Origin of the sequence: Campylobacter concisus (assembly GCF_002913865.1) — a bacterium.
In the GTDB taxonomy this organism is placed as follows: Bacteria; Campylobacterota; Campylobacteria; order Campylobacterales; family Campylobacteraceae; genus Campylobacter_A; species Campylobacter_A concisus_AM.
The window spans coordinates 1-23,918 of sequence record NZ_POYX01000083.1; the positions used below are offsets into that span (position 1 = coordinate 1).

The 23,918-nt window shown below is 41.4% G+C and carries 28 protein-coding genes and 1 other RNA gene; 4 read left to right on the forward strand and 25 right to left on the reverse strand.

Translation table 11 applies throughout. The features are described 5' to 3' along the window. Positions 1-58 precede the first annotated feature (58 nt). On the forward strand, positions 59-421 hold the full coding sequence (locus CYP77_RS05325; RefSeq protein ID WP_103557971.1) for a DUF488 domain-containing protein: 363 nt from the start codon (positions 59-61) through the stop codon (positions 419-421). Here the strand turns inward: CYP77_RS05325 and mnmA are convergent. Genes mnmA through aroQ form a run of 11 tightly spaced genes read right to left on the reverse strand, consistent with a single transcriptional unit; the run spans position 408 to position 9,249 of the window. After that, positions 408-1,460: a tRNA 2-thiouridine(34) synthase MnmA gene (gene mnmA / locus CYP77_RS05330; RefSeq protein WP_258032355.1), complete on the reverse strand. Its 1,053-nt coding sequence runs from the start codon at positions 1,458-1,460 to the stop codon at positions 408-410. The genes CYP77_RS05325 and mnmA overlap by 14 nt on opposite strands. Positions 1,461-1,476: 16 nt before the next feature. Next, positions 1,477-2,067, reverse strand: a complete 591-nt coding sequence (locus tag CYP77_RS05335; protein WP_012140113.1) for a TIGR00730 family Rossman fold protein — start codon at positions 2,065-2,067, stop codon at positions 1,477-1,479. Continuing rightward, on the reverse strand, positions 2,067-2,921 hold the full coding sequence (fliY, locus tag CYP77_RS05340; protein ID WP_103566319.1) for a flagellar motor switch protein FliY: 855 nt from the start codon (positions 2,919-2,921) through the stop codon (positions 2,067-2,069). The genes CYP77_RS05335 and fliY overlap by 1 nt, the downstream gene beginning before the upstream one ends. Beyond that, complete coding sequence (gene fliM / locus CYP77_RS05345) at positions 2,911-4,014, reverse strand: flagellar motor switch protein FliM (RefSeq protein ID WP_012140115.1); 1,104 nt, start codon at positions 4,012-4,014, stop codon at positions 2,911-2,913. The genes fliY and fliM overlap by 11 nt, the downstream gene beginning before the upstream one ends. After that, positions 4,014-4,718 carry an RNA polymerase sigma factor FliA gene (locus CYP77_RS05350; RefSeq protein ID WP_004317527.1) on the reverse strand — a complete coding sequence of 235 codons (705 nt, stop codon included), beginning with the start codon at positions 4,716-4,718 and terminating at the stop codon, positions 4,014-4,016. The genes fliM and CYP77_RS05350 overlap by 1 nt, the downstream gene beginning before the upstream one ends. Continuing rightward, positions 4,690-5,034, reverse strand: a complete 345-nt coding sequence (locus tag CYP77_RS05355; RefSeq protein WP_012140116.1) for a hypothetical protein — start codon at positions 5,032-5,034, stop codon at positions 4,690-4,692. The genes CYP77_RS05350 and CYP77_RS05355 overlap by 29 nt, the downstream gene beginning before the upstream one ends. A 13-nt stretch (positions 5,035-5,047) precedes the next feature. Then, complete coding sequence (locus tag CYP77_RS05360; RefSeq protein ID WP_103566316.1) at positions 5,048-5,914, reverse strand: P-loop NTPase; 867 nt, start codon at positions 5,912-5,914, stop codon at positions 5,048-5,050. Next, the gene (gene flhF, locus CYP77_RS05365; protein WP_103566314.1) at positions 5,907-7,265 is read right to left on the reverse strand and encodes a flagellar biosynthesis protein FlhF; all 1,359 of its coding nucleotides are present in this window, start codon (positions 7,263-7,265) and stop codon (positions 5,907-5,909) included. The genes CYP77_RS05360 and flhF overlap by 8 nt, the downstream gene beginning before the upstream one ends. A 9-nt stretch (positions 7,266-7,274) precedes the next feature. Beyond that, positions 7,275-7,751 (reverse strand): 2-amino-4-hydroxy-6-hydroxymethyldihydropteridine diphosphokinase, encoded by a 477-nt coding sequence (gene folK, locus CYP77_RS05370; protein ID WP_004317550.1) that lies wholly within the window; start codon positions 7,749-7,751, stop codon positions 7,275-7,277. Then, positions 7,748-8,773 (reverse strand): M24 family metallopeptidase, encoded by a 1,026-nt coding sequence (locus tag CYP77_RS05375; RefSeq protein ID WP_103566311.1) that lies wholly within the window; start codon positions 8,771-8,773, stop codon positions 7,748-7,750. Before CYP77_RS05375 ends, folK begins: the two co-directional genes overlap by 4 nt. Beyond that, positions 8,770-9,249: a type II 3-dehydroquinate dehydratase gene (aroQ, locus tag CYP77_RS05380; RefSeq protein ID WP_004317604.1), complete on the reverse strand. Its 480-nt coding sequence runs from the start codon at positions 9,247-9,249 to the stop codon at positions 8,770-8,772. Before aroQ ends, CYP77_RS05375 begins: the two co-directional genes overlap by 4 nt. Positions 9,250-9,333: 84 nt before the next feature. Between aroQ and mqnF the strand changes: the two genes are divergently transcribed. Together mqnF and sppA are read left to right on the forward strand one after the other, a co-directional pair. Next, the gene (gene mqnF, locus CYP77_RS05385; RefSeq protein WP_103566309.1) at positions 9,334-10,551 is read left to right on the forward strand and encodes an aminofutalosine deaminase family hydrolase; all 1,218 of its coding nucleotides are present in this window, start codon (positions 9,334-9,336) and stop codon (positions 10,549-10,551) included. Beyond that, complete coding sequence (gene sppA / locus CYP77_RS05390; protein ID WP_103566304.1) at positions 10,539-11,402, forward strand: signal peptide peptidase SppA; 864 nt, start codon at positions 10,539-10,541, stop codon at positions 11,400-11,402. The genes mqnF and sppA overlap by 13 nt, the downstream gene beginning before the upstream one ends. Positions 11,403-11,452: 50 nt before the next feature. Here sppA and CYP77_RS05395 read toward each other — a convergent pair whose 3' ends face one another. The 4 genes from CYP77_RS05395 to CYP77_RS05410 form a co-directional block, all read right to left on the reverse strand. Next, the gene (locus CYP77_RS05395) at positions 11,453-11,692 is read right to left on the reverse strand and encodes a ribonuclease (RefSeq protein ID WP_103566300.1); all 240 of its coding nucleotides are present in this window, start codon (positions 11,690-11,692) and stop codon (positions 11,453-11,455) included. Continuing rightward, positions 11,673-11,798, reverse strand: a complete 126-nt coding sequence (locus CYP77_RS10370; protein ID WP_103566360.1) for a WG repeat-containing protein — start codon at positions 11,796-11,798, stop codon at positions 11,673-11,675. The genes CYP77_RS05395 and CYP77_RS10370 overlap by 20 nt, the downstream gene beginning before the upstream one ends. 88 nt (positions 11,799-11,886) lie before the next feature. Further along, positions 11,887-12,245, reverse strand: a transfer-messenger RNA (tmRNA) gene (gene ssrA, locus CYP77_RS05405). Between the two features lie 30 nt (positions 12,246-12,275). Then, positions 12,276-12,680, reverse strand: a complete 405-nt coding sequence (locus CYP77_RS05410) for a hypothetical protein (protein WP_004317574.1) — start codon at positions 12,678-12,680, stop codon at positions 12,276-12,278. Between the two features lie 85 nt (positions 12,681-12,765). On the opposite strand from CYP77_RS05410, the gene panB reads away from it, so the two are divergent. Further along, a complete protein-coding gene (gene panB, locus CYP77_RS05415) occupies positions 12,766-13,581 on the forward strand; it encodes a 3-methyl-2-oxobutanoate hydroxymethyltransferase (RefSeq protein ID WP_103566295.1) in 816 nt (271 codons plus the stop codon). A 75-nt stretch (positions 13,582-13,656) separates the two neighbouring features. Here panB and CYP77_RS05420 read toward each other — a convergent pair whose 3' ends face one another. The 10 genes from CYP77_RS05420 to phsA all read right to left on the reverse strand — a co-directional run. After that, entirely contained in the window at positions 13,657-14,544 is an 888-nt protein-coding gene (locus CYP77_RS05420) for a cache domain-containing protein (RefSeq protein ID WP_103566290.1), read from the reverse strand. Beyond that, positions 14,537-14,908 carry an HIT family protein gene (locus tag CYP77_RS05425; protein WP_103566288.1) on the reverse strand — a complete coding sequence of 124 codons (372 nt, stop codon included), beginning with the start codon at positions 14,906-14,908 and terminating at the stop codon, positions 14,537-14,539. Before CYP77_RS05425 ends, CYP77_RS05420 begins: the two co-directional genes overlap by 8 nt. A gap of 14 nt (positions 14,909-14,922) precedes the next feature. After that, positions 14,923-15,963, reverse strand: a complete 1,041-nt coding sequence (locus tag CYP77_RS05430; RefSeq protein ID WP_087583746.1) for an AI-2E family transporter — start codon at positions 15,961-15,963, stop codon at positions 14,923-14,925. A 202-nt stretch (positions 15,964-16,165) separates the two neighbouring features. Beyond that, positions 16,166-17,245 carry a cytochrome C gene (locus tag CYP77_RS05435; RefSeq protein WP_103566284.1) on the reverse strand — a complete coding sequence of 360 codons (1,080 nt, stop codon included), beginning with the start codon at positions 17,243-17,245 and terminating at the stop codon, positions 16,166-16,168. Between the two features lie 23 nt (positions 17,246-17,268). Further along, complete coding sequence (ruvB, locus tag CYP77_RS05440; RefSeq protein WP_012140129.1) at positions 17,269-18,279, reverse strand: Holliday junction branch migration DNA helicase RuvB; 1,011 nt, start codon at positions 18,277-18,279, stop codon at positions 17,269-17,271. Between the two features lie 49 nt (positions 18,280-18,328). Then, entirely contained in the window at positions 18,329-19,435 is a 1,107-nt protein-coding gene (locus CYP77_RS05445) for a sensor histidine kinase (protein ID WP_103566278.1), read from the reverse strand. Continuing rightward, positions 19,419-20,087 (reverse strand): response regulator transcription factor, encoded by a 669-nt coding sequence (locus CYP77_RS05450; RefSeq protein WP_021087309.1) that lies wholly within the window; start codon positions 20,085-20,087, stop codon positions 19,419-19,421. The genes CYP77_RS05445 and CYP77_RS05450 overlap by 17 nt, the downstream gene beginning before the upstream one ends. Positions 20,088-20,177: 90 nt before the next feature. Next, positions 20,178-21,113: an NrfD/PsrC family molybdoenzyme membrane anchor subunit gene (gene nrfD / locus CYP77_RS05455; RefSeq protein WP_103566274.1), complete on the reverse strand. Its 936-nt coding sequence runs from the start codon at positions 21,111-21,113 to the stop codon at positions 20,178-20,180. Beyond that, entirely contained in the window at positions 21,106-21,669 is a 564-nt protein-coding gene (locus CYP77_RS05460) for a 4Fe-4S dicluster domain-containing protein (RefSeq protein WP_103566270.1), read from the reverse strand. Before CYP77_RS05460 ends, nrfD begins: the two co-directional genes overlap by 8 nt. 9 nt (positions 21,670-21,678) lie before the next feature. Then, the coding region (gene phsA / locus CYP77_RS05465) for a thiosulfate reductase PhsA (protein ID WP_103599711.1) at positions 21,679-23,918 on the reverse strand (2,240 nt) is incomplete at its 5' end.

Consider the following 23,918-nt stretch of genomic DNA (forward strand, 5'->3'; position numbering starts at 1 on the left):
AAACAAAATTTTAAAACCAGTTTATATTTATAAATTTATGAGGACTAAGAGAACAAGCATGTTTAAGATATGTAGAATTTACGACTTTATTAAAAGCGACGACGAGAGTTTTAAAGGTGTCTTTATCGATAGACTATATCCTAGAGGCGTAAAAAAAGAGATATTTTCTGCCTTTATCTGGCTAAAATCAGTCACTCCATCAAATGAGCTAAGGTCATGGTTTCATGAGGATAAGGAGGCTAGGTTTGATGAATTTTGCAAAAGATTTAGGCAAGAGCTAAATGGCAAAGAGGAGCAAGAGGGGCTAAAGGAGCTTAAGAAGCTAGAAAAAGAGTATAAAAACGTGGCGCTTCTAACTGCTGTCAAAGAGCCAGAATTTAGCCACGTTAAGGTGATAAAAGAGGCGCTTAGTTCTTTATAAAGCCACTTGCGATGACACGATCACCATCATACATCACGCAAAGCTGACCTTGTGCTACGCCAAGTGCGTTTTGATTTAGCGTTAGTTTTGCAGTTTTGTTAGCTTTATCAACCTCTACAAAAGCCTCAAGTTTAGGGCTTCTATACCTTATCTTTGTTTCGCACTCAAATTTATCTTCATCTATAAATAAATTTACGTTTTCAAGCTCGACCACCTTTTGAGCAAGGTCATCCTTTGTGCCGACAACGATCTCGTTTTTATCAGCGTTTATCTTGATGACAAAGTGCGGATCATGAGCACCAAAAACCTCAAAGCCACGGCGTTTGCCGATAGTGTAGTGCATGTAGCCTTGATGGCGGCCGATGATATTGCCATCTTTATCGACCACATTGCCTGGTAAATTTGTGTTGTAGTGCTTGTTTAAAACCTCGATGTAGGTATTTTCTACAAAGCAAATTTCACTGCTTTCTGCCTGCGTAGCGAACTCTTCAAGCACTTTTACGCCTCTTGCTAGCTCTTTTATATCTTTTTTAAATTTATCCCCGAGCGGGAAAATGACATCTTTTAGCACCTCTTTTGGCACCTGAGCTAAAAAGTAGCTTTGATCCTTGCTAGGATCTTTGGCGCAGGTTATAAAACCATCAACCACCTGCACGTAATGCCCAGTAGCAAGCTTCTCGCAGCCATTTGCCTTTGCAAAGTCAAGTAGCGCACCAAGCTTTATAAATTTATTACACAAGGCGCAAGGATTGGGCGTCTTGCCCTCTTTGTAGAGCCTGACAAATGGGTCATAGACATATTCGTTAAATTTATCCTGCAGATCGAGGATATGTACCTTGATGCCAAGATATTCGCCCACTTTTTTGACTTTTCTGATGTTTTCTTCGTGATATCCTGGCTTTTGATGAAGCATCATGTAGCAGCCTTGCACCTCATGTCCAGCCTCTTGCAGAAATTTAGCCGTCATCGTGCTATCTACGCCGCCGCTCATTGCAACCATTATTTTCATATTTTTACCTTTTTTAAATTTAAAGGCGATATTTTATATCTTATTTTTAAATAGCCAAAATTTCGCTTACGATAAGCTCCAGATCATCGGTGATTTTATATAAATTTAGATCTTCTTCATTTATCGTTTTTTGAGGGATCAGCGTCTTTCGTATAAACTCATCAAGCCCTTGCCAAAACTCGCATCCATAAAGAAAAATTTTCACTTTTTTGCTGCCAACATGAGCTAGCACCAAAATTTCAAATAGCTCATCAAGCGTGCCAAAGCCGCCAGGAAAGACGACAAATGCGATAGAGCTATCAGTTAGGGCAAATTTTCTTGGGCTTAAATTTGAAAAGAGATATTTTGCTGTGACGTATGGATTTGTATTTTGTTCAAACGGCAGTCTCACGTTTAGTGCAACACTAGGGGACTTTGCGCTGTCAAATGCACCCTTATTTGCCGCTCTCATTATGCCATCTCCGCCGCCAGTTAAGATGGCAAAACCTAGCTCATTTAGCTTGTAAGCTAGCTCGTATGCCTTTTTGCAGTAGAAATTTTCTTCATCAAATCTAGCTGAGCCAAAGAAGGTTACATTTTTATTTTTATACTTTAAAACGCTTGGAAATTTTAAGAGATCATTTACTAATTCATTCATTATTTTAACTGCTGAAGCCTCTCGCGTTTTGAGCCTATCTGTGTGATCTGGATGCCGAAGTTTCCGTCTATTATGACCACTTCGCCAAGGGCTATCACCTTATCTCCTATCAAAATTTCAAGCGGGTCGTTTGCTAGCTGATTTAGCTCGATGACTGAGCCTATATCCATAGTGAGCACATCTTTTAAGAGCATCCTTTTTGAGCCGATACGAACGCGCATTGGTAGCCTTACGTCCATGATAAGGCCGATGTTTCTCATCTCTTCTGCGCTAAATTCGCCCTTTAGTGCATGAGGAGCAGCTTGAGCCTTTGCACCATCTGCTGGCTCACTTTTAGCAGGCTCAAAAAATCTCATAAGCGTGTGATCGCAGACAAAAGCCACGTGCTCATTTAGATCCTCGATCTTTATGTTAAACAAAAAAAGCTTTTCAAAAACGCTAAAATCAAGCGATGAGTTTTCATCTAAGAAATTTACATTTATCACCTCAAAGCTGATCTTTGGCATGCCCTTTTGCGCTCCAAGAGAGGTGCTAAAGGCGCTAAAGAGGTTTGAAAATATCTCTTTTGCAGCATCAAGCTCGTCGCTTCCGAGGTTTTCATTACGTGAAATTTCCTCCTCGCCCATCATCCACTCGCTAACCGCGCTTATAAGCACTGGTGTGCAGGCAATCTCTGCTTTTGCGTTGATGTCACCACTTAATGTCACACTAGCCATGACAACTGGCGGTTTTATGCCATTTTGCGCTGGCGCGTCAAATTCATTTCTCTCGCCGATCTCTGGCGCTCTGCCCGTCAGCCCTTCGATGGTCGCTTTTAGCTCATTTGAAAAGATGTTAAAAAATTCATTCGTCATTATCTTCGCTCTCTTCTTCGTTGTTGTGTTCGTTGGCCTCGTCGTATGCCATTAGTTTTGCTTTTCGCTCTTCTTCGTATTTTTCTAGGATGTGTTTGATCTCGTCTTTATCAGAGCGGATTAGCTGCTCGATCTTGATAGACTTTCTAAATCTATGAAGCCCAACTTCAGCTAAAAATACCTCTTTTTTATCGATGCAAACGATCGCTTTATCATCAGCGCCTCTATCAAGCCTTAAGATATCGCCCTCTTTTAAATTTAAAAACTCATTTACACTCACTATCGACTTACCAAGAATTGCTTCATAAAGCACCTCGGCACGGCCTATTAGAGTTTTTAGCTCTTTGTTTCTACTCTTTTTAGCGCTAGTTTCGCCAAGCATGATGTCCCTGTTTGCAAGGCGCGATAGGATCGGCTCTAGGTAGATGACCGGATAGCATAAATTTATCATGCCGCTTGAGCCGCCAACGATGATCTCCATAACGACCATGATGACGATCTCATTTTGAGATACGATCTGCACGACGTTTGGACTACTCTCTTTAGCCTCGACGTTTGGATACATATCAGTTATCATCGACCAGCTCTCTTTTAGACGCTGCATGATCATCCTAAGCACCGCATCAAGTAAATTTACCTCGATGTCAGTTAGCTCTCTGTTTGCCTCGAAATTTTCACCAGTTCCGCCAAGTAAGCGGTCTATCATAGGAAAAGCTATGCTTGGGTTTATCTCTAAAATGCAGTTTCCATCAAGTGGCTTTATCGAAAAGACGTTAAAGCTAGTTGGACTTGGCAAGCTCATCAAAAACTCGCCATATGTCATCTGATCGACGCTGTGAAGCCTAAGCTCGACGATACTTCTCATGACACTTGAAATTTGACTAGCTAGGTTTCTAGCAAGCTTGTCGTGGATACCTTTTATCGCACGAAGCTGCTCTTTACTGACGCGGTTTGGACGCTTGAAGTCATAGATAATGATCTGCTTTTGCTCGCCTTGTGGGCTCTCTTCTATCTCGATATTGCTCGTATCGCCGTCTTCATCGACGACTTCAAGTAGCGCATCTATCTCTTCTTGACTTAAAATATCAGCCATTAAACCCCCAAGCTGCGTCTGATGCGATCAAGCAAACGTTTATGAATTTGTGAAATTCTACTCTCGCTGATGTTCATTATCTCGCTGATCTCTTTTAAATTTAGCTCTTCATAGTAGTAAAGCTGAACGATCATCTGATCACGCTCATCAAAGTCTTTTAGCGCACTTTCGATCTTTAAGATAAGATCCTCTTTTTCTACGCTTTTTTCAACATCGCTTTGACCGATTAGTTCCATTTGTTCATCGATCGGCAAAATGGTAATGATGCCACTAACACCCCTTGCCTCTCTTATCTTTTCGATATCTTCATTTAGCTTTTCAGCCAGATACTCGTCGCTTGGCTCTTCTTCGTGTGTATTAAAGTAGTTATCTATCTCGGTATTTATGCTCTTTACTAGCTTTCTGTCGCTTCTACTAACGACATCAAGCGCTCTAAGGTAGTCAAGCATCGAGCCATAAATTCTCTTTTTGCCATATCCCCAAAATGAGTCGTTTTGCTCTTTGTCATACTTCCTGCTAAGCTTTATCATCTCTTCAACGCCAACGCTTATAAGGTCGTTTACGTCGATGCTTGAAGGCAAGCGCTCCTTTAGCCTAAACGCCATCGCGCGCAGAGCTGGCATGTATTTTAAGACGATCTCGTCTTGCTCTTTTTTAATGGTGCTTTTATAAGCGTTAAGCTGCTTTTGCTTTAGTTCGTACATTTTGCTTACCAGAGTCTAAATTTTCGGTGGTTACTTTTAGCATGATATTTTCCATCCGTTTTTCCCTAACGTTTAGCTCAGAGATGAGATAGTCTGCGATCTCCTCATGTCTTTGCTTGTCAAAAAATTTCTTCAAAGTCCTTTTTACATCGACGTAGTTCATTATCACGATGTGAATTATAAGGTAAAAAAATAAAGTAATAACTAGCGTATAAACGAGCATTTCGATAGGCTCGCTCACCTTTAGCAAGGTAAAAACTATGCCTATGAAAAATCCACAAACCGTAAAAAATGCTATAAAATTTTCTGCACGCAAAGCTCAATCTCCATTAAAATTGTTCTATCAAACGCTTAAAGAAGCCCCCAAAGCTCCTGCTTTGCTCATCTTTAAGCACTTTTCGTTCCAACCTATAAAGCAAATTCGAAGCTATCTGCTTGATCTGCACGCTAGCAGAGCCGTAAGCTTCGTCATCTGTAAAGAGCGTCCTTTGTTTTATACTCCTTGCCACGCTCTTATCAGAAGCCACGTAGCCAATTAGCTCTAAATTTAAGCTTGGCCCAATATTTGCATTTGCAACTCGCTTTACATTTTCATAAATTCTAGTGGCCTCAGCCTCGTTTTTTACCATATTTAAAAGCAAAAGCTCGTTATTTTTAAACCTTGAGACGATCTTTATGACCGCATACGCGTCAGTTATCGCCGCAGGGTCAGGCACAGTTACCACGACAACCTCGTCAGCCGCCTCTAAAAAGAGCTGCGTACTGCCGCCTATGCCAGCTCCAGTGTCGATGATCAAAAAGTCAAGCCCATCAAGCTCGCTAGCCTCATCTAAAAATCTCTCAAATAAAAATTGATTGTTAAATTTCAAAATTTCATCGCCGCTCTCACCAGGGATGAGGATGAGATTTTTATTTATAGGTATCAAGATATCTTTTAAACTGCATTCGCCTTTTAGCACGTGAAGCAGGTTTTTGCCCATTTTAACGTTTAAGATAACATCAAGGTTTGCAAGGCCGATATCAGCGTCAAAAAGCCCTACTTTATAGCCATTTTGCGACAAGATATTTGCCAAATTTGCACTTATCGTGCTCTTGCCAACGCCGCCCTTGCCGCTTGTAATCGCTATAAAATGCGTATTTTTAGCCTTATTTTGAGACTGGACTAAATTTTGTAGTTTTTGCGCTTGGTTATTCATCGCTAGCCTTTTGCTTTGTAAAGCCGTCAAACACGCACTCTACTAAAAATTCGCTCTTTGCCTCCACAAGATCGTCAGGCACCTCTTGACCCACGCTAAAGTAGCTAACTGGTGTGTTTGTCTCATAGATCAGCGAAAATACGTTGCCAAAAATTTTGGTCTCGTCAAATTTGGTGATTATTAAAGTGTCGATCTCCAAAAATGAAAATCCATTATAAATTTCTATTAGATCCTCGACCTTTGAGCCAGCTGAGAGGACTAAATTTACATCGATCTTTGCGCCGCTATGCTTTAAAAACTTATCAAGTCTTTCAAGCTTTTCTTTGTCATACTGCGAATTTCCAGTGGTGTCAATTAGTATCACGTCGCAGTAGCTAAGCTGCTTTATGGCGTTTTGAAAGTCTTCGACCTCTATGACGTCAAGGATCGGTAGCTTCATCATCTTAGCGTACTGAAATAGCTGCTCGACTGCCCCGATACGGTACGTATCAAGCGTGATGATGCCCGTTTTATAGCGCTTTTCGTTGCCGTAAGCAAAACGAGCCGCGAGCTTTGCAAGAGTCGTCGTCTTGCCAACTCCAGTTGGGCCAACTAGCATCATTATGCGCTGTTTTTTATCACTTAGCTCTTTTCTGCAAGGCAGCATATTTCGCAAAAGCGAGTAGAAGTACCTTTTTACCGCGGTTGGGTTGCTTTTCATAGAAACAGGCAAATTTTCAAGCGTCGTTTGCATGATCGCCTCTAGATGCTCCTCTTTCATGCCGCTTTGTTTTGCGAGCTTATAGATAGTAGCAAACTCTGGCGGGATCGAGAGATTGTTGCGATTTGGGGCTTTTTCGTCCCAGATCATGTCAGTTATCAGCACTATTTTCTCGCTTAGCACGCTTACTTGCTTTGCTACGTCGTCTATTTTTTTATTCATACCATTTGTGCTTGGCTCTTTTATCTCGTTCATATCGACATTTGCGATCGCACTTATCTCTTTTGCGACGTCTGAGATATTTAAAAGTACGCTCTCATTTGGGTCGTAAGGCTCAGGTGACGTCGTCTTTGCCTCAAATTTAGCAGGCTCTTCTTTTATCTCAAATTTTGGCTTTGGCGGCTCGTAGTTTTTACTAAATTTAGAGTAGGCATTTTCATAGTTTATTGCTTTTACATTTGGCTTTGGTGGCTGCTTTACCTCGTCCTCTTCGACGCTTACTAAAATTTCATAAAGCGGCTTTTTGTTTATCGTTTTGGCTTGAATTTGCTTTGTAGTGACGAGTATGGCCTTCTCGCCGCACGCCTCTTGAGCCTTTTTCAAAGCCTCGATGGTGCTCTCGCCTGTAAAAGTATGAAATTTTGTAGCCATTTATATCCTTTAACCTCTCATAAGCCCTAGTGGCACGATCACGCTAAGCCTCTTGCTAGCCCCTGGGTGCGGGACGATAAGGCGCGGCGTCTTATATACTTTTTTACTAAAATACAAAATATCCAGATCAAGCGTGCGTGGCGCATTTTTAAACGTCCTCACGCGCTTAAATTTACTCTCATAGTGCCCCAAAATTTTTAGCAAATTTCTAGGGCTCATAGATGTTTGTAAATTTATAACAGCGTTACTAAAATCATCCTGCGCTTCGTAGCCAAACGCCGCATTTATAAGGATCGGCGAGACTTCAACCACATGAAAACGCCTATCTTCACTAATCGCTCTTATAAATTTATCAAACCTCTTTGCGCTATCGCCGATGTTGCCACCCATGCCAACTAGCGCCTCATACTTAAACTCATCTCTTTTTTGAAAAAAACTAGGGCAAAAACGGCTTTTTACGATCTTTCTTGCTCCAGCTAGCCTCATAAGATCTCGCACCCACCTTCTCTTGCGACCACCACATCCTCGATACGCACGCCAAATTCATTTTCTAAATAAATTCCAGGCTCCACGCTAAAGACCATGCCCTCTTTTATGAGCGTTTCGCTCCTTGCTGAGATGACTGGAAGCTCGTGTATATCGACACCCACACCGTGTCCTGTCGAGTGGAAAAAGGCCTTTTCATATCCAGCCTTTGCTATCACACTTCTTGCTGCAAAGTCTATCTCGCACGCCCTAACGCCAGCTCTTGCGACCTTTATCGCAGCAGCCTGAGCCTCTTTTACGATCTCGTAAATTTCTTGCATCTTTGCTTTTTTAAATTTTTGCTCCTTTGAGAAGTTAAAATTTTCATCAAAGCAAGCAGTTCTGGTGCGATCAGAGCAGTAACGCTTAAATTTAACCCCAGCGTCAAGTAGCAGCAAGTCACCTTTTTTTAAAATTTTATCCCCAGGCAGCGCATGTGCCTTTGCGGCATTTTCGTTTATCGCCACGATCGGATCAAAGCTAAGACCTAGCTCATTTTTTTGCCTAAAGATAAGCGAGGCGTTAAAATGAAGCTCTTTCTCACTCATCCCATCGCCATTTTCACGCACAAATTTAGCAAATTCGTCAAAGCATTTCGCCCCAAATTCGCTAGCTTTTTTTAAAATTTTTATCTCATCTTCGCTCTTGCAAATTCTCTTTAGCCTAGAGAAATTTGCCTTTGGCTTGAAATTTATCTTAAAACCCTTGCTAAGTGCGTCAAACTCGCTGATACTTAGCTCGTCAGGGTTAAAAACGAGTCTGTTTGGTTTCATCTTTCTTAAAAATGCCCTAACCTCGTTTATTAAATTTCTCTGAGCCAAAAGAACGACTACGCCTGCATTTACACAGCTTTTTGCCTCAAAATAATATCTCGCGTCCGTGAAAAAGTATTTCACGCCATCAACGCATAGCAAAAACTCATTGTCGCAGCTATAGCCGCACTCGTAAAATACGGCGTTTTCGTCCTTTAAGATGAAATTCATTGTGCTTTTTGATTTGCTCTTACTGCTTTGATTTGCTCAAAAATTTGAAGCATGCCTATCATCGCTAAATGATAGCCAACTGGTCCAAAGCCCACGATCTGGCCTGCTGCAACTGGTGCGATGAGGCTTTTGTGGCGGAACTCTTCCCTTCTATAAACGTTGCTGATATGCACCTCGATAACTGGCAGCGCAACCGCACTTAGCGCGTCACGGATAGCAATAGATGTGTGAGTGTAAGCGGCTGGGTTTATGATGATGCCGTCAGCATCACCCAAGCACTCTTGGATCTTATCGACTAGCTCGCCCTCAAGGTTGCTTTGAAAAAACTCGATCTCAACGTCATTTTGATCGGCAACGATCTTCATTTGAGAGTGGATATCCTCCATCTTCATAACGCCGTAAATTCCTGGCTCTCTAGCGCCAAGCATGTTGATATTTGGGCCTTGGATAACCATTATTTTTAGCTTCTTATCCATGTCACTCCTTTTTGATTAAATAGCCCAAATTATACATTTTCGTTCCTAAATTTTCGCTACAATAACAAAAATTTAAGGCTAGAAATGGAAATTTTAAAAGCAAAAAAGATCATCACTGGCGGAGAAAATCCAAAAATTTTAAGAAATTCTTGTGTTGTCATTGAAGGTGATAAAATTTTAGAAATTACAAGCGAAAAAGAGGCACAAAAGAAATTTAAAGAGGCCAAAATTTTCGACTTTGGTGAGAGCGTGATAGCCCCAGCGTTCGTAAATACGCACGTTCATTTGGAGTTTAGCTCAAACGTTAGCACTCTAAAATATGGCGACTTTATAAAGTGGCTTGGCTCTATCGTTGATAAAGGCGGTGAGCTAGCTAAAATGGACGCTAAAAAGGCGATGAATGAAGCCATAAATTCACTGCTAAAAAGCGGAGTTTGCGCCATTGGCGAGATATCTAGCTTTGGCTCGGAGCTTGAAATTTTAGCCGCTAGTCCGCTAAAAGTCGTGCTTTTTAGTGAAATTTTAGGCTCAAATGAGCAGATGGTTCAGCAAAATTTGCAAAATTTCTTAGCTAAATTTGAAAAAACAAAGAGCTATAAAAGCCAAAATTTCACCCCAGCCATCTCGCTGCACTCGCCCTACTCCGTGCATCCAAAGCTAGCCAAAGCCGCCCTTGAGATAGCTAAAAAGGATGGTCTTCTTGTAAGCACGCACTTTTTAGAGAGCAAAGCTGAAAAGCAGTGGCTAGAGTGTGGCAGCGGTGGCTTTAAAAAGCATCTTTTAAGATTTAGCCAAGACCCTAAGCCAATGTATGACGCGAAGAGCTACTTTACGATGTTTCGTGAGATAAATACCCTCTTTACGCACTGCGTTTATGTGAGCGATTTTGCTAAATTTAAGCCTCATCACAGCGTGACGCACTGCGCCGTTTCAAACAGGCTACTTGGCAAAAAGGCGTTAAATTTAAAAGAAATTTTTAAAAATGATGTCAGCTTAAATATCGGCACAGACGGCCTTAGCTCAAATATCAGCCTAAATTTCTGGCATGAACTAAGAACCGCCCTATTTACCCACGCGAGCCTTGATCTAAACGAGCTTGCCACCAGGCTTTTTGTCGCTGCAACGCACGGGGGCGCAAAGGCACTTAGGACAAATAACGGCGAGATAAGGGCTGGACTCGCGGCTGATATCGCAATCTATAACGACCTAGAGTGCGATGATAGCGAGCTAATACTTCAGCTAATACTTCATACAAACGAGGCTAAAAAACTATATATCGGAGGCAAAATTTGCAAATTTTAAGGCTTATTTTTAGAGGATTTTTGGGAATTTTTAAATTTATCAACAACTACTTTAAGGCGCTCATATTTTTACTCATCTTATTTTTTATTTTAGCGCCAGATAGCAAGATGAAAGAGCCAAATTTAGCCCGCATAGACATCACCGGCACGATAATGGACACAAGCGAAATTTTAGATGCGCTCGAAAAAGCAAGGCTTGATAGCAACATCAAAGGCGTGCTACTCTACATCGACAGCCCAGGCGGCGCGCTAAGCCCTAGCGTGGAGCTAGCCATGGCGGTCAAGCGACTAAAAGAGAGTAAAAAAGTGCTCGCATACGCAGCTGGCAACATGGCAAGTGGCAGCTACTACGCTGGCGTAAATGCCGACACTATCGTCGCAAACCCAGGCGCTTTCATAGGCTCGATCGGCGTCATCATGCAAGGGGCAAACATCGAAAATTTAGCCAAAAATTTAGGCGTGAGCGAGCAGGTGGTGAAGGCTGGCGAGTTTAAAGAGGCTGGCACTTTTATGAGGAGCTGGAGCAAGCAGGAGCGTGAGAGCTTGCAAGGGCTCGTAAATGACGCTTACATGCTCTTTGTAAGCGACGTGGCGGAGGCTAGAAATTTAGACATCAATAAAAAAGACGAGTGGGCAAACGCAAGGGTCTTTTTGGCTCACAATGCCCTAAAAATGGGGCTAATAGATAGCCTTGGTAGCTACATAGACGCTCAAAATGAGCTAGCAAAAATGAGCCTTGTAGATGAGCCCGTCTGGCAAGAAAAACCGCAGATCGAAAAGATAATGGAGAAATTTACAAAGCAAGGCATAAACTCGCTTTTTAACGCATTTTTCGAGACAAAGCTTAGATAAAAAACCAGCCAAGTTAAATTTAACTGGCTGGCAAAGCTTTTGTAGTTAGCTTATCTGAAATTCCCTTCGCTATCCACAAAAAGTTCTCGCTCTGCTATTTTTATCAAAAAGGTAGTTTCATTTATCCTTTGAAGCACCTCAAATTTACCATAAATGCTATTTTTGATAACGACATTAAAGTTTTCATCCAAAAGTCCAAATTTATTATCTAGTCGTGATAAGTAGAAAGTGTTATTTGACCTGTCTATAACCTTATCAAACACCCCTATCTCATTTTTTGCCTTCGTCAAAAATAACAGAACATCCTTTGGTGTTTATATAACCCCATTTACCATCTTTTTCAACCCAAGCAAAACCTTCGTTAAATTTACCAACATCATCAAATTCCCAAAATATATCCCTCTCCTTTGTTTATATGAGTTGTGTTATTTTAGTTTATATTATTTTAAAAAGTAAGTAAATTTAAGAGAAATTTAAAGTAAGATGGTGGAAGCGAGGGGGATCGAACCCCTGTCCAAAAGCAAAATCCATACAGCCTCTACACGCTTAGCAAAAGTGAAAATTTCATCTAAAAAGGCTCACTTTCCAAAACCAAAATTTAGACTAAGACTAAAATTTCAGCTAGCAAGCAGTCACTTTGCTGGCCTACTCTAGCTAAATTACTCGCTTACATCCTAGCTAGAATGAGACAAAGCGAGGCTCAACTGAACTTACGCAGCTTTAGCGTAAGCAGGAGCGAAATTAACGTTGTTTGCGTTTAAATTTAATTTGAGCTTTTTACGCTTTGCTCAAAGCGACGTGCCACCGTACACACTCTGCTCCTGTCGAAGCCAAGTCGCTCCCATAAAAAATGAAATGGTTTAGTTGGATTGTTTAGTCAAGCTTTGCAGGTACGTCAATGATCTTTGGCTCAAGGACGCTAAAATACTCTAGGTCTTTCTCGACGTCACCTTTGTATTTATGAAACTGATCACTAATAAGCAGCAACCAATCTATAAATTTATCATTTGCTGGACCTTTTAAGCTTCTAGCCTCTTGAGTGACCTCTTCAGCCAAAGTCGTTAGTTTCAAGATCGGGTCAAGATGCATAAAACCTGCTGCTGATTTGATATTGTGAAAGATCCTAGAAAGCTCTAAAATGCTCTCCTTATACTTGTCAGCTCTTCCTAAATTTATTATCAAAGGCTCTAGTAAATCGCACATCAAAGTGTAGTGGGAGAGAAACTCCTCAACTATATCGTAAGAATAATCGACTTCAAGCCTTTTTAATATACCCATTTTCATGTCCTTAAGAAATTGGCGTAATTGTAGCAAAATTTTGATAAAATTGTTAGCATTATCACAAAATTTACCGGACTCAGCCATGAAAGATGAAAAAATCGCAAAGAAAAAACTCACTATAAATGATATAAAAAACAAAAAAGGCGTCGAACCTATCGTGATGATAACTGCCTATGATGCGCTATTTGCGAAGATTTTTGATGATTACGCTGACATTATCCTTGTTGGCGATAGCTTAAACATGAGCTTTAATATGAAAGAGAGCACGCTAAGTGCTGATATGAGCACCATGCTTTATCACACAAAGGCCGTTTGCGCTGGGGCTAAAAAGACTTTTATCCTAGCTGATATGCCATTTGGCAGCTACACAAACGAAAAACAAGCGATCAAAAATGCGATGAAATTTTTTAAGCAGACAAATGCCGATGCGGTGAAACTTGAAGTTGGCATGCATCAGGTAAATTTAGTAAAACGCCTTTGCGAAGAGGGTATAAACGTGATGGCTCACATCGGACTAAAGCCGCAGTTTTTTAAATTTGAGGGCGGATATAAGATAAAAGGCAGAAGCGAGCTTGAGGCAAAAAGGCTAGTTGAAGAGGCTTTGGCATTTGAGCAAGCTGGCGCATTTAGCATACTGCTTGAGGGCACGCTTAGCAACGTAGCAAGTGAGATAACAAGGCAGGTTCGTGTGCCAGTTGTGGGCATAGGCTCTGGGGCGGACGTAGACGGACAGGTGCTTGTCTGGTCTGATATGCTGGGATTTTTCGAGGACTTTAAGCCTAAATTTGTTAAGCGCTATCTTGACGGAGCCGCTCTTGTGCGAAAAGGCGTGCAAAGCTACACTGACGAAGTAAAAAACAAAATTTTCCCAAGCGAAGAGTTTTCGTATAAGGGTTAAATTTATACTCCAAATTTATAAAAATTCTGCAAAAAGCTCTAGCAACACTAAAGTGCTAGAGCATACTTTTTAAATTTAAAAAAGCTCTTCTGATTCAAGATAATTTTGTGAGATGTTTCGCTCTTTTTCGTCGGTATTTACGTGAAGGACGTAGTAGCCTATCTGCGTGTTGCTAGCATCAAGTAGCGGCACCACGCAAAAATAGTGCGTCTTATATACGTAAAATTCATACTTTTTAAGGTCGATGTCACGCAAAATTCCAACTATATTTAAATTTGCACTGCTTAAATTTTCGATGTAATAATCACTCAAAATTTGATCACTCGGCGCGCTTTTATGTGCTGGCATCTTATCTTTTGATAGGAGCACAAAGAGGTCGATGCCTTGCGTTTTATAGAAATTTCCAAGTGAGTCGTAGTTTAGCAAAACCTCGATGCTACCGATATTTTTACCCTCATGCATCACATTTGAAACAGCCCTTATAAGCACCCCAGCATACCACGCTTCGATGCCAACCATGGGCCTATCTTGACGCCTTGACTCTTGGACTAAAAACCTGCCACTAGCGATCATATCGCCATATCTGTTTAGATCCCAGCTTCTTACGTAGCTTTTTAGATCTTTGTCGTAAAGATGAAGTTTGATGTTGTTATACATCGACGCTGCGCCAAGAGTTTTTGTCAAATTTTCAATATTTTTTACGCACTCGTCGCGGTTTTGACCTAGCAAGCACATCTGTATAGACTCATTTTGAGCAAGCAAGATCGAGATCGCCATTGATGAAAATTTCGCGTCATCAATGCTTTTGTTTAGCTGCTTTACATGGTAGTCAAAAAAGACACGCATATTGTTTTGCTTTTTTTCAGCCATGTATGAGCTATAAAGAAAGTAAAATAGGCTACCAAGCAGCGCAAAAACGATTAGGGCGATATAGATATTAAAATATTTTTTGTATTTACTCAAAACTAAGCCTTAGTTTTTTTTCTAAAATTTTAGCAAATTCATCAAATTTAGGTAGCTCAAGCTCGCTTTTTCTTTTGGGGCTAGCCCAAACGCTATCTGGGAAAAATGCATCGTTTTCAAATCTCGCAATAACGTGAATATGCACGTGTGGCACGTAGTTTCCAAAGCTTGCGATGTTTATTTTAGTTGGTTTATAAAACTCAAGCATCGCCTTTTCAGCCACCAGCATCGCCTCAAAAAGCCTAGCCCTACTCGCTTCGTCACACTCACTTAGCTCCCTGTATGGCTTTACGGTAAAAATTTTCACCCACGGAAGCTCGTTCTCTTCGCGCTCTACTCTTATAAATTTATCTTCATATATCATATTTTACCCCTATTTTATACGAAATTTCTCTCTCGCAAAAGCGTGTAAAGCTTGATCGTTGAGATAAAAAATGTCACGATCGCAGGGCCAAGTATGACGCCCCAGAAGCCAAACGTCGTGATACCAGCGATCATCGCAAAAAAGATGAGTAGCTCGTTTATCTTTGTTGGTATCTTGACTAGTTTTGAGTTTATAAATTTAATGACAAGCGGCTTTAGCAAGGTATCAGCGCCAAACGAGATCACGATGATGGTGTAAAGTGCGATCGTGATAGCGGCTGCTGTGTTGCCATTTGCAAACTCATAAATGCTAATAGGTGCCCACGCCAAAAAGCCACCAACGACTGGGATGAGTGAAGCGAAGCTAAAAAATATGCCAGTTAGCACGCCGTCATAGCCGTAAAAACTGGTGATAATGGCAAATAAAAAGCCTTGGATGATCATATTTGCGATGGTTGAGTAAAAAACGACGCCCATCACGTTGCCAACCTCGCTTAGTATCGACTCAGTGTCCTCTTTTTTAAGCGGAAGCGCCTCTTTTAGGTAGTTTATAAGCTCGTTGCCGTAAAGGTTGCAAAAGAAGAAAAAGACCAGGATGATGATCATATCAACACCAAATTTAAGGCTTAGTTTGCCTAAATTTGCAAGATTAGCAGCGACTTGCGAAAATAGCATCTTGATATCAAGCCCACCTATAAATTCCTTGATCTTTGGCTCTAAGAAATTTATCGACTCTGGCAGGCTAAAGTCGTAGTTTTTGATAAACTCGATCGTCTTTGTGACGTTGTTTATGTCAAAGCCAGCTGCGTATTTTGCGATCTCCACGACTGCGTAAAGAAGCGGCGCGATAAATAAACAAAGAAGTGCAAATGTCGTAAGACCTGACGAGAGCGTTTTGCGGTTTTTAGTAAGCGTTAAAAATGCGATCTGCACGTTTGCAACAGCCACCGCTAGCAGCGCTGCGATAAAAATGTCAAGTAAAAATGGTTTAAAAAGATAGACCACCAAAGCCAAAGCACAAAACGCAAAAATTCCAAAAAACAGCCTATTATTCATCTCGCTCCCTTAAAATGGGGTAATTATAGCAGATTTATCAAAGCTACTCATTTGCTTGATAAATTTGCTAAAACGCTTTGGCACCAAATTTGCAAGGAGTGAGCTTTTGGCATTTTAGCGTGGCACTGATGCTTAGCAAATTCAGATAAATTTATGCCTTACTTAAATTTTCTAGCTCAAAAGCTCCTATAAATTTAGCCTTTTACGTGCACTGAAAATTTGCTCCGACAATCTCACACTCATCACAAATTTGCATATAGATCATGCCCTCGCCGTCTATCAAGCCACCAAAAGGAATTTGCGCTAGATATTTCATCGTTTTACCACATTTTGGGCATGCTAGATACTCGCTGTCTTGCTGCCACTGCGGATATCCGCCAAGCAAAATTTCGCCATCGATCATAGCCGCATAGTGCATACAGACCTCGTTTGCTAGCTCAAATTTTTGCCCGTCAAGCACCGCCACAGCGTCTCTTACATAGTCTTCGCTCTCGCCCTCTCCAACGGTGTCAGTTTGCACGTTATTGCCATCATTTTGGCAAAAGTACTGCACAAAGCCAACGCAGGTCGGACAAAATTTAAGCACAGCGTCATTTTTAAGCTCCAAGCCAAACTGCTTTAGGCTCTCCTTTTTGATGGTGAGCTCTATCATCTCGCCGCTACAAAATTTACATTTCTCATCATTTGCTGCTTTAAATTTAACGCTTGCCTCTGCGCTTTGGCTTGGCTGGCAGGTAAAGCACTTATCAAAAACTAGGCTTCTTCTCTTGCCACTGCTATCAAAGCTCCAGCCAGCAACCTGCGCGTATCCATCAGTGTCGGCATAAAGCTTCGTCTTCCAAGGCTTTGGCGCACCATAAAGCCTAAAAAATAGCTCCCTTACTACCTCATCGCCCTGCCAGGCAAGTGCCGAAAGGATGTGATTTAGCTTGACTATATTTTCTTCGCTTGAAAGTCTCTTTATAAGCTCATCTCTAAGCCCTTCTGAGGCCTTTTTGTAAATTTCAGGTGGGTAGTACTCGCCGTTTTTTGTCAATTCTTCGATGATCTGCTCGTCGCAAATGCCATGTAGATAAAAAATATATGTGAGATCGCTGTAAATTTCATCAAATTTATCTAGCTCGTCAATGTGAGCGAGGATATTTTTCTGCCTATTTTTGATCTCGTCCTCGCTTAAGCCCTCGTAAAATTCCAGCTTCTCTTTTTGCCTGCACCAGTAGCAGATCCCGTCAAAGTAAATCGTCCTTTGCTCGCACTTAGGACAAAGATGTGGCTCGCCCATTTTTGCTCCAAATTTAAATTTCGCTACTCAAAAAGCCCTTTTTCGATGTCGATCTTAACGTTAAAGGTCTCAAAGCACTTCGCACTAGCGATCCTGCCTTTTGCTGTGCGCTCGATAAAGCCATTTGCAAGCAGATATGGCTCGATGACATCCTCAACCGTGCCCTCGTCCTCGCTAAGTGCCGCAGCGATCGTGCTAAGCCCCATAGGACGGCGCCTTGCTTGCATCAAAATTTCCAAATACCTAATATCCATCTCGTCAAATCCAAGCGAATTTACACCAAGCGCATTAAGCCCCTCTTTTGCACGCTCGTGGCTGATGATTTGCTCGTCATTTACCTCGGCAAAGTCGCGAATTCGCTTTAGCAGCCTAAGAGCGATCCTTGGCGTGGCACGTGAGCGTTTAGCGATCTCTAAAGAGGCGTTTTTATCGCACTCTTTGCCAAGTTTGGCTGAGGCGATCTGCACGATGCGGCTTAGCTCGCTGCTTGTATAAAACTGCAGCCTAAAGTCCATCCCAAAGCGGTCTCTTAAAGGCGCTGAGATCATGCCAGCACGTGTCGTTGCGCCGATAAGCGTAAATTTTGGCAGATCTATCTTGATAGTCTGAGCTGCAGGCCCTGAGCCTATGATGATGTCAAGCCTAAAGTCCTCCATCGCAGGGTAAAGCACCTCTTCGATAGCTGGGCTTAAGCGGTGTATCTCGTCGATAAAAAGCACGTCGCCCTCTTGTAAATTTGTAAGGATCGCCGCAAGATCACCACTCTTTTCTATCATCGGCGCTGCGGTCATTTTGATACTTACGCCCATTTCGTTTGCGATGATGTGAGCAAGGGTGGTTTTACCAAGTCCTGGAGGGCCGTAAAATAGCACGTGATCTAGGCACTCATTTCGCTTTTTGGCTGCTTTTATAAAGACGTCTAAATTTTGTTTTATCTTTTCTTGACCGATGTAGTCTTCAAATTTGCTAGGTCTAAGCGAGACTTCAAAGTCATTTTCAAAGCTTACTTTTTCGATTTCAACGATTCTATCCAAAGTTTTTCCTTCTAAATTTAAGGCTTCATTTTACGCTTTTATGCTTAATCTAAGCTCGTTTAAATTTATAGTAAAAGGTGCTGCCCACGCCATAAACGCTATCAACGCCGTATAAAATTTCATGTTTTTGGCAAATTTCACTGACGATATTTAGCCCAAGACCAAAACCGCCTTGAATTTCATCCTCTCTCACGTATCTTTTCCAGACCCTTTTGACGTCCTTTATCCCCTTGCCAAAGTCCTGCACACTAAGATTTATGCGATCTGCTTCAAGCTCTAAATTTACTATTATCTCACTCTCTTTTGGGCTGTATTTTATGGCGTTTGTGATGGTGTTATCGATGATGCGCTGAGCTTCGACCTTGCTTAGCATAGTAAATGCCTCGCTTGCTAAATTTGTCTTTATCTCGATACTCTTGACCTCCGCCACGCTTGAGAGAAATTTCACTCGCTCTTTAACATACTCGCCTAAATTTAGCCTCTCAAGTGGAAATTTGATGTAGCCACGCTTTATGAAATACTCGACATCTTCGTAGGTTATTTGCATCTGTTTTAGGGCGTTTTTGATGCGGGTTATATACTTGTTTTCAAGCCCCAGCATCTCAAGGTTCATGCCAGCCACGCCAAGGGGTGTCTTTAGCTCGTGCATAGCGTCGTTAAAGAAATTATTCATATACTTTTGAAACTCTTTATAAGGCTTAACGCTGCTTAGATATAAAAAATAGACGATAAATAGTACTGCCACAAGGATAACAAGCAGCATGATAGCTGTTAAAAAGAGGCTCTTTTTATTATCAAGCTCCTTTTCTACGACGATGTAGTAAGGGGTCTTATCTTTTATAAAAAAGCTCTTGTAAAAAAGGTACCCGCCCTCTTCTAGAGTTACAAATTTAAAGCTGCTTGGCTCTTTGGTAAGGGTTGAGATGATGGGTTTAAAATTTACGTCGTAAATCGCAAATTTATATTTTAATGAGCTAGCTATATTTTCGTTTTTTAGAAATGAATTTTTGATGATGGTTTCATGCTTCATAGCACCAAAAAGGGCTTTTGAGCTGCTGTTTTTCTGGCTTAAATTTAAGATCACAAAGCTTTGAAAGCAAAAAAGCGACATTATGACAAATGTCGCTATGATCTGGATCTTAAAGCTCTTGTGCATCTATCTTGTAGCCTATGCGCCTCTTTGAGATGATAAAGTCGTTTGTTGTCTTGTTTCTTATCTTTAAAACGTGCATTCTTATATCAGCGCCCTCTATATCTTTGTCATTCCAGACAAGATCTCTAAGCTCCTCCATACTGACGTAAGAATTTAGGTGCGAGACCAGGCACTCGACCAAAGCGACCTCTTTTGCACTAAGATCAACAGCTTTGTCGTTTTTATATAGCACACGCTTGTTTAGGTTAAAGCTAAACTCGTCATTTATCTTAACTATGTTTTTATCGTCAGTGCCATAGTATTTTCGCATAAGCTCAGCAACTCTAAATTTAAGCTCAGCAAGCTCAAATGGCTTTTTTAGATACTCATTACAGCCAAGTTCGTAGCCAATCGCCATATCATCAATATCAACTAAAGATGTCGTTATCATGATAGGAGCGTTTGGATTTAGACTTCTTATATACTTGATGACTTCGTGACCATTTACTCCAGGCACTTTTATGTCAAGTATAAAAAGGTGATAGAAATTTTTCTCTATCAGATCGCAAGCCTCTTGACCGTCGCTCACCGCTGTAACTTCATAACCAAGCGTCTGTAAAAACTCACAGACGCTCTCTTGAAACCCCAAATCATCTTCTAAAAGCAAAATCTTCAAAACGCTCTCCTAAAAAACAAACTTTAATAAGAATTGTATCTATTTTAATACTTAATAGGTAAATTTCAAATTAAAATTCTTTTTTAAGTATTAAATAAAAATTTGTCCTGCATAGACTATGTAATATCTTAGCAAAAAGACACCACAAATGACTAAAATAGCGTTAAGCACGGCAAATTCGCGTTTGAAATCATGCACCTTTAAAACGCTTAAGTCTAAAATGATAGGCAACGCCATACCAAAACCAATAACACCTACATAAAACATCAAGCCAAGAGAATTTGCGCTTAGTGCGTTTGCAACTGTGTTTGCGCCGCTTGCACTTGCACCTTTTACAACCATAAAAAGAGCAACTATTAGCAAAAACTCGACTATTATCGCAAAAAAGTCAAATTTTAATAAAAAGTGTGCAGTTTGGTTTTGCTCTCTTGTTTCATCTTTTAGCACGCCAAGAAGCAGCGTAAATGCACCAGCACAGCTTAAGCCAGAGACTAAGAATAATAGTGGCAAAACTGGTGTGTTCCAAAGTGCGATCTTGTGAGCTGCACTTAGCAAGAAGCCAGTATATGCGCCAACACCGATGCCTAAGATGAAAAGTAAAACTCCAAGCAAGCCTGAAATTTTACTAGCTAAATTTGCAAGCGCGTCAAAAAGAGAAATTTTAAGCGACGAGGTCTCATTTTTAAACGCACCAACTGCGTATACAACGCTTAGTGGAGTATAAACTAGAAGCAATGCAACGCCTATTGACATAACTGAGTCGAAGTTATAAAGCAAAAGTATCCAGTAAAAGCTAAGCGGCTTGCCAAGATCAACCACCAAAAGAGCAAGTCCAAGGACGATCGCCACTGGAGCGATAAGAGCGGCTGCTTTAAAGTAGTAGTTATCCTTGCCAAATTTATTTGATATAAGCACAGCAACGATGCTAGCACCTGCACTAAGTCCTGCTAAAAATAGATAAAAAGCTATTGGCCAGCCCCAGTAAATTTCAGTGTATTGAGCTAGACTTCCTGACATGCTATTCATTGTGTGCTCCTTTTGTGTTTGCGATCATTGCAAGTAGAGGTTTTGTCTTTAACTCCGCTTTTGGCAAGTAGTATTTGCTCTCTTTTAGTTTCTTTGAAATTTTAGAGTTTTCATCATTTACGTCGCCAAAAGTTAGGGCATTTGTAGGGCAGACGCTAACACAAGCTGGGTCTTTGCCCTCTTCTAGCCTGCTCTCATAGCAAAATGTGCATTTGCCTATCTCGCCATCTGGCAAGACGTAGCGAGCGTCGTATGGACAGGCTAGGATGCAGTATTTGCAACTAACGCAAATTCTATGATCAAGCAGTGTCACGCCATCAGCCGTTTTAAAGCTAGCGCCAGTTGGGCAAACCTCAACACAAGGTGCGTCTTCGCACATAACGCAGCTTTGACGTAAAAAGTCAGTCTTTAAATTTGGAAATGTCCCACTCATCTTTGCATGCACCTGCAAGCGGTAAAGTCCCCTTGGCACGTTGTTTGCACTTCTGCAAGCTACCGAGCAGCCTTGACAGCCGATGCATAAATTTTCATCATGTATCATCATATATTTTTTCATTTTCTATCCTTACGCTTTACTTATGCTAACGCCAACATTTGTAACCATAGTCGCAGCCACTGGACCCTCAGCTGGATCAAGAAGCACGCTTGTGTTAAGTCCCACGTGATCTATGCTCTTAAGGCCTGGCGTGATGTGTCCAAAGCCGTGATAGATAAAGAGCGTATCTTCTCTAATGCCCTCAGTCACCATAAGCTTGCCCTTTTGTTCGCCAAATTTATTTTTGACCAAAACCATGTCACCGTCACGTAAATTTTGCTTTTTAGCGGTGTTTGGATTGATCCAGATAGGGCTATCGCTCATGAGGTCATTTAAAAATGGCACTGTTTGGGTGTGGCCGTTAGTATGGACAGGCGTTTTGCCACAGGTTAAGCAAAGCTCGTGTCCGTCAAATGTGTCCATATCTTTGTCATTTAGCGCGCCATATCCTGCAAACTGCGCCTCAACGTCAGGTAAAAATAGCTCTATCTTGCCGCTTTTTGTTTTAAGCTTGGCCATATCGTCCATTAGCCCATTTTCTCCTACAAATTTAGAAGCGACTGGATATTTAGCGACAAATTTATCAATCATGCCTTTTTCTCTAAACAAAATCCCCGGCTCATCCCACGTGATAAAGCCATCTTTTTCTAGTGCTGCAAGTAAATTTACATCTCCACCAGCTTGTTGCATCCTAAACTCACGTATGTCGTTCCAAGTGTAAAGCTCATCTATCTTCATGCGGCGTGCTAGCTCTCTAAAGATAAACGCCCCGTCCTTCGTGTCGCCAACTGGATCAACGACTTTATTTCTTATCATATAAGCTGGTTTTAGACCTGACTTGTCCTCTATACCCTCGTCGCGCTCAAGGTAGCTGCTCTCAGGCAAGATGACATCAGCAAAGGTCGCCATATCGTTTAGATAGACATCGCTTACTACGATGAGCTCAAGCTTCTTCATCGCCTCTATACTCTTCATCGTTTCAGCCACGTTTATGAGGTGGTTAAAGCGGATGTTAAACCAGCCTTTTATGGCGTATGGCTTCTCGTTTAAGATAGCGTTATCTATATCCATCAAAACGCCATGTTTTCTGCTTACAAATTTATGCGCTCCAGCCTCGCCAGCAAAGTCTAGTCTGGTAACTTTTGGCACTTTAAATTTATCATCTGGGTTTTTAAGAACTGGGAATTTATCCTCGCCAACTAGCTTGTTAAAAGTCTTTGCATTTTTGCCACCAAAAAGGCCGCCCTTAACCTCCCAGTTGCCCATCATCGCATTTGCCACCATGATGGCTTTTGTCCTCATGTATTCAGCTCTTGTGGTAGTTGTCTTATGCCCAAAATCAAAAATAACTCTTGGAGCAGCTTTATAAATTTCATCAGCGATGCGTCTAACATCACTTGCTTTTATGCCAGTGATTGTCTCTTGCCATTCAGGCGTTTTGCCCTCTACGCTTTTAACAATCTCATCAAAGCCAGTTGTAAATTTCTCAATAAATTCTTTATCGTAAGTGCCATTTTGTATCCAAGTGTTGATGAGTGCTAGCACAAATGCTAGATCAGTGCCAGGTTTAACTGGTAGCCACTCATCAGCTTTTGCAGCTACAACGCTAAATCTTGGCTCAAGCACAAGTAGCTTTGTGTCCTTGCTAGCTGCAAATTTAGCAAGCTTTTTGGCATCAGCTATGACGATGCCCTCAAAGAGGTTGTGACCAAAATTTACAACGTATTTTGCATTTGCAAAGTCTCTTTTTAGCTTAGCGATGCCATACATCTGCTCGCAGACCATTTGGTAGGTGATCGGACAGCATGAAAAGTGCGAAAAGCAGTTTGGAGAGCCATAAGCTGAGGCGAAATTTACCATTAGCTTATGCGTTTGCGAGCTTTTACAGGTAAATATAAAGCTTTCAGGGCCATACTTTTGCTTGATATCAAGCATCTTTGAAGCGACATAGTCAAGCGCCTCGTCCCAGCTAACCTCGCGCCATTTATTTTCGCCTCTCTCGCCAGCTCTGATTAACGGCTTTTTGATCCTATTTTTATCATAGAGCTGACTTAAGCCTGAACCACCCCTTGCACAAAGAGAGGTTGCCGTGCCACCAGCTTTTGGATTGCCACTTAAAAAGCGAACTTTACCATCAACGACTTTTGCTTCGATAGGACACCTTGAAGAGCACATCTCACAAAAGCTATAAACGTGCTTTTCGCCTCCATTTGCAGCACCTTGCAAAGCACCACCTGATAGAGATGATGCAGCTGCGCTAACTCCTGCAC